This window comes from Terriglobales bacterium (assembly GCA_035624475.1).
Classification (GTDB): domain Bacteria; phylum Acidobacteriota; class Terriglobia; order Terriglobales; family Acidobacteriaceae; genus DASPRL01.
Map to the genome: position 1 here is coordinate 1 of DASPRL010000073.1, position 4,334 is coordinate 4,334.

General features: G+C 68.9%; 4 protein-coding genes. 3 read left to right on the forward strand and 1 reads right to left on the reverse strand.

The genetic code is table 11. The annotated features are described in order from the left end of the window. Positions 1–236 precede the first annotated feature (236 nt). Entirely contained in the window at positions 237–632 is a 396-nt protein-coding gene (locus tag VEG08_03260; protein ID HXZ26999.1) for a ribonuclease HI family protein, read from the forward strand. A gap of 110 nt (positions 633–742) precedes the next feature. Here the strand turns inward: VEG08_03260 and VEG08_03265 are convergent, their stop codons facing one another. Next, entirely contained in the window at positions 743–1,213 is a 471-nt protein-coding gene (locus VEG08_03265) for a GatB/YqeY domain-containing protein (protein ID HXZ27000.1), read from the reverse strand. 97 nt (positions 1,214–1,310) lie between these two features. Here VEG08_03265 and VEG08_03270 point away from each other — a divergent pair, with 97 nt between their 5' ends. Then, on the forward strand, positions 1,311–2,525 hold the full coding sequence (locus VEG08_03270; GenBank protein ID HXZ27001.1) for an alanine--glyoxylate aminotransferase family protein: 1,215 nt from the start codon (positions 1,311–1,313) through the stop codon (positions 2,523–2,525). A 210-nt stretch (positions 2,526–2,735) separates the two neighbouring features. After that, positions 2,736–4,325: a phosphoglycerate dehydrogenase gene (gene serA, locus VEG08_03275; GenBank protein HXZ27002.1), complete on the forward strand. Its 1,590-nt coding sequence runs from the start codon at positions 2,736–2,738 to the stop codon at positions 4,323–4,325. Positions 4,326–4,334: the final 9 nt, after the last annotated feature.

Here is a 4,334-nt window from a genome sequence, read left to right on the forward strand (position 1 = left end):
TCCCGCGCCGCCTTCGCCAGCTTCGACTCCGAGGCCTGGAAGCTCACCTTCCACCGCGTCCCCTATGACGTGAAGGGGGCGCAGAAGAAGATCCTGGCCGCCAAGCTCCCCGAACGCCTGGCCAACCGGCTCTCAGAAGGAAGATAGCCATCCGCCGTCAGCCATCCGCCGTCAGGAAGCCTGCCCAGGCCCCCCTGTTCGCCGCCGAAGCCGAGTCCCGCCCGGCGGAATATCTGGTGGCGCACATCGACGGCGGCGCGCGGGGGAATCCCGGCCCGGCCGGCTACGGCGCGGTCATCACCGACCAGGCCGGGCGCAAGCTCGCCGAATTGAGCGAGTACCTGGGGCACCGTACCAACAACCACGCCGAGTACGCCGGGCTGATCGCGGCGCTGCAGTACGCGGGGCGCGCGGGCGCGAAGGGGCTGAAGGTCGTCAGCGACTCGGAATTGCTGGTGCGGCAGATGCAGGGGCGCTACAAGGTGCGCAGCCCGGAACTGAAGCCGCTGCACGCCGAGGCGCAGCGCCTGCGCCGCGACTTCCAGTGGTTCCAGATCGAGCACGTGCGCCGGGAGAAGAACCGCGAGGCCGACCGGCTGGCCAATCGTGCGATGGACAAGGGCATCGGGTGATCGGGACTTCCAAACCGGCCACGGATCAACACGGATCTTCACAGATATGACTTCAAGGGTCTTGATCCGTGGAAATCCGTGTGAATCCGTGGCTGGGTTTGCGTTCGAGACTACTTGGGCGCGAGTTCGCGCTTGACCGTGTCGCTCACCAGCTTGCCCTCCACGCGCTGCTGGGCGGCGGCGAACTTCGCCATGACGTTCTTCATGACCGCGCCCATCTCTTTCATCGTCGGTGCGGCGCCGGCGGCGGCCATCTCGGCGATGGCGGCGCGCACCGCGGCCGCGATCTCGGCTTCGCCCAGCGCCTGGGGCAGGTAGCCCTCGATGATGACGATCTCGGCGGCCTCCTTGTCGGCGAGCTCCTTGCGCCCGCCCTTGGTGAACTGCTCGATGGAGTCCTTGCGCTGCTTGATGAGCGTGGCCAGCACCGCCTGCGACTCCTTGTCATCGAGCGCGGCCATCTTCTCCACCCGCTTGTTCTCCAGCGCGCTCTTGACCATGCGCAGGGTGGAGAGGCGCAATTCCTCGCGCGCCTTCATGGCGGCGGTGATGTCGGACTGGATCTGCTCGGCGAGAGTCATGCAGAGATTATAGCGGGCGCCGGCAAGCCGTAGCCGCTGCGGGCGGGAAGGCTTATGATGATGCCGCGGTTCCAGCTCACATCCCGGAAAGAAGCCTATGCTGCGCAAGACCCGCCTCTTCACGCCCGGCCCCACGCCGCTGCTGCCGGCGGCGCAGGCGGCCATGGCCCGCGAGTACCACCACCGCACCGCCGACTTCCGCGCCCTCTACACCCGCGTGCTCGAAGACCTGCAGATGTTCATCGGCACGCGCAACGACGTGGTGCTGCTGGCCTCGTCGGGGACGGGGGCGATGGAGGCCGCCGTCTCCAACCTCACCTCCCCCGGCGACCGCGTGCTGGTGCTCTCCGCCGGCAAGTTCGGCGAGCGCTGGCGCGACCTGGCCCGCGCCTTTGGCTGCTCCGGCGACCTGGTCAGCGCGCCTTACGGCGAGACCTTCACCGCCGAGCAGGTGCGCGACAAGCTCAAGACGGTGGAGCCGCGCGTCGTCTACATGCAGGCCACGGAGAGCTCCACCGGGGTGCGCCACGACGTGCAGGCGGTGGCGCGGCTGCTGCGCGGCAAGGACACGCTGCTGGTGGTGGACGCCATCACCGGGCTGGGCACCAGCGAGCTGAACGTGGACGGCTGGGGCGTGGACATCATCCTGGGGGGCTCGCAGAAGGCGCTCATGATCCCGCCCGGGCTCTCCTATCTGGCGGTCAGCGAGCGCGCCTGGAAGCGCATGGAGAGCGCGCGCTCCCCGCGCTACTACTTCGATCTGCGCAAGGAGCGCAAGGCGGCGGAGCAGGGAGAGTCGGCCTTCACCCCGGCCACCTCGCTGGTGGCGGGGCTGGCGGCCGCGCTCGACTACCTGCGCGCGGTGGGCGACGGCGAGGTCGAGGAGGGCCGCAAGGCGCTCATCGCCAACGCCGAGCTGGCGGCGGAGATGACGCAGGCGGCGGCGCAGGCGCTGCGCCTGAAGCTGTTCGCGGCGCAGCCGGCGGCCGCGCTCACCGCCATCGTGCCTCCGGCGGGAGTGGATTCGGGCGTGATCGTGCGCGACCTGCGCGAGAACTTCGGCGCCATCGTGGCCAACGGCCAGGGCGAGATGAAGGGCAAGATCTTCCGCGTCTCCCACATGGGTTACTACGACTACGTGGACACCATGGGGATGATCGGGGCGCTGGAGCACGCGGTGGCCCGCGCCATGCGCCCCCGGCACATCGAGATCGGGGCGGGGCTGAGCGCCGCCCAGGCGCTCTACGCGCGCGCCGAATCTTTCATCGAGCCCAAGAAGCCGCGCGGCCGCGCGCGGACCAGCGACGACTAGCTCTTGCTTGTCATCCTGAGCCCGCGTTGCGGGCGAAGGACCCCTATGCCCTCGACGGTTGTCGGTAGGGCTTCAATGATCGCAAGCGTTTGCCAGGCCATAGGGGTCCTTTGCTGCGCCTCTCTCGCAAGCTCGGTCGGCTCCGCTCAGGATGACAATGTGTAACGTCACTGCAAATCCACACCCCTACCCGCTACACTAGCCTTCTCCATGAAGATCGTCATCGCAGAGAAGATCTCGCCGGCGGCGATGGACTTGCTGAAAGACGAGTCCAAGTGGACGGTCCTCACGCCGGAGGAGGTCGCGGGCAAGCTGCCTGAGCAGATCGCCGACGCCGACGCCCTGATCGTGCGCTCCTCTGTCCCGGTGGGCGCCGAATTGCTCGACAAGGCGAAGAAGCTGCGCGTGATCGGCCGCGCGGGCGTGGGCGTGGACAACATCGACCTCGACGCCGCCACCCGCCACGGCATCGCGGTGATGAATACCCCCGGGGCCAACGCGGTGGCCGTGGCCGAGCACACCCTCGCCCTCATGCTGGCGCTGGCGCGGCAGCTCCCCAAGGCCGACCACTCCACCCGCTCCGGCAAGTGGGAGAAGAAGGCGCTGATGGGGACGGAATTGCGCGGCAAGACCCTGGGCATCGTCGGTCTGGGGCGCATCGGGATGGAAGTGGCACGGCGCGCGCTGGCCTTCGGTATGCAGGTCGCCGCCCACGATCCCTTCGTCTCCAGCGCGGTGGCGCGCGAGCGCGGGGTGAAGACCATGGCGCTCGACGAGGTCTACGCCGCCGCCGACTACCTCTCGCTGCACGTGGGGCTGACGCCGCAGACTGCGGGCATGATCAACGCCGCGGCCCTCGCGAAGATGAAGCCCGGGGTGCGGCTCATCAACTGCGCCCGCGGCGAATTGGTGGACGAGGCCGCGCTGGCTGCGGCCCTGAAGTCCGGGCGCGTGGCCGCCGCCGCGCTCGACGTCTTCGCCGAAGAGCCGCCCAGGAACTCGCCTCTGCTCGGGTTGGAGAACGTCATTCTCACGCCCCACGTGGCCGGCTCCACGCGCGAGGCCCAGGAGGCGGTGGGCGTCCAGATCGCGCAGCAGGTGAAGGAGTACCTGAAGCGCGGCGTGATGCAGAACGCGGTCAACGTGCCCTCGGTCTCGCACGAGGAGTACGTCGAGATGCAGCCCTTCATCCTGCTGGCCGAGCGCCTGGGGTCGTTCCTGGCGCAGTCCAGCGAGGGCACGGTCGAGGAGATCTCCATCCGCTACAGCGGGCGCATCGCCGAGTGGAAGACGGAGCTGCTGCGCAACGGGGCCATCCTGGGCATCCTCAAGCAATCAGTCTCGGAGCGCGCCAACCTGGTGAACGCCGCCGGCATCGCGGAGGAACGCGGCATCCGCGTGAGCGAGGCACGTAAGGCCGGCACCCCCAAGGGCGGGGCCGCCAACGTGCTCTCCGTGCTGCTCAAGACCGCGCAGGAGGAGCGGCTGGCCAAGGGCACGGTGCTGCACGGCAGCGCCCCGCGCCTGCTGGCGGTGGACGACATCGACGTGGAAGCCCCGCTGGAGAAGAACCTCATCTTCATGCGCAACCAGGACGTGCCCGGGGTGATCGGGCGGGTGGGCACCATCCTGGGCAAGCACCAGATCAACATCGCCAACTTCTCGTTGGGCCGGCGGGAGCGCGGCGGCGCGGGCGAGGCCATCGCCGTGGTGCACGTGGACGGCCGCGTCCCCGAGGCGGTGCTGGAGGAACTGCGCAAGATCGAGGCGGTCCGCTTAGCCCGGGCAATGCGGCTCTAGAGGAAGACG

What these genes read in the sequence shown, in the direction of transcription:
- VEG08_03265 (HXZ27000.1), bottom strand. Translation starts at nt 1,213, where the DNA reads ATGACTCTCGCCGAGCAGATCCAGTCCGACATCACCGCCGCCATGAAG.
- VEG08_03270 (HXZ27001.1), top strand. Translation starts at nt 1,311, where the DNA reads ATGCTGCGCAAGACCCGCCTCTTCACGCCCGGCCCCACGCCGCTGCTG.
- serA (HXZ27002.1), top strand. Translation starts at nt 2,736, where the DNA reads ATGAAGATCGTCATCGCAGAGAAGATCTCGCCGGCGGCGATGGACTTG.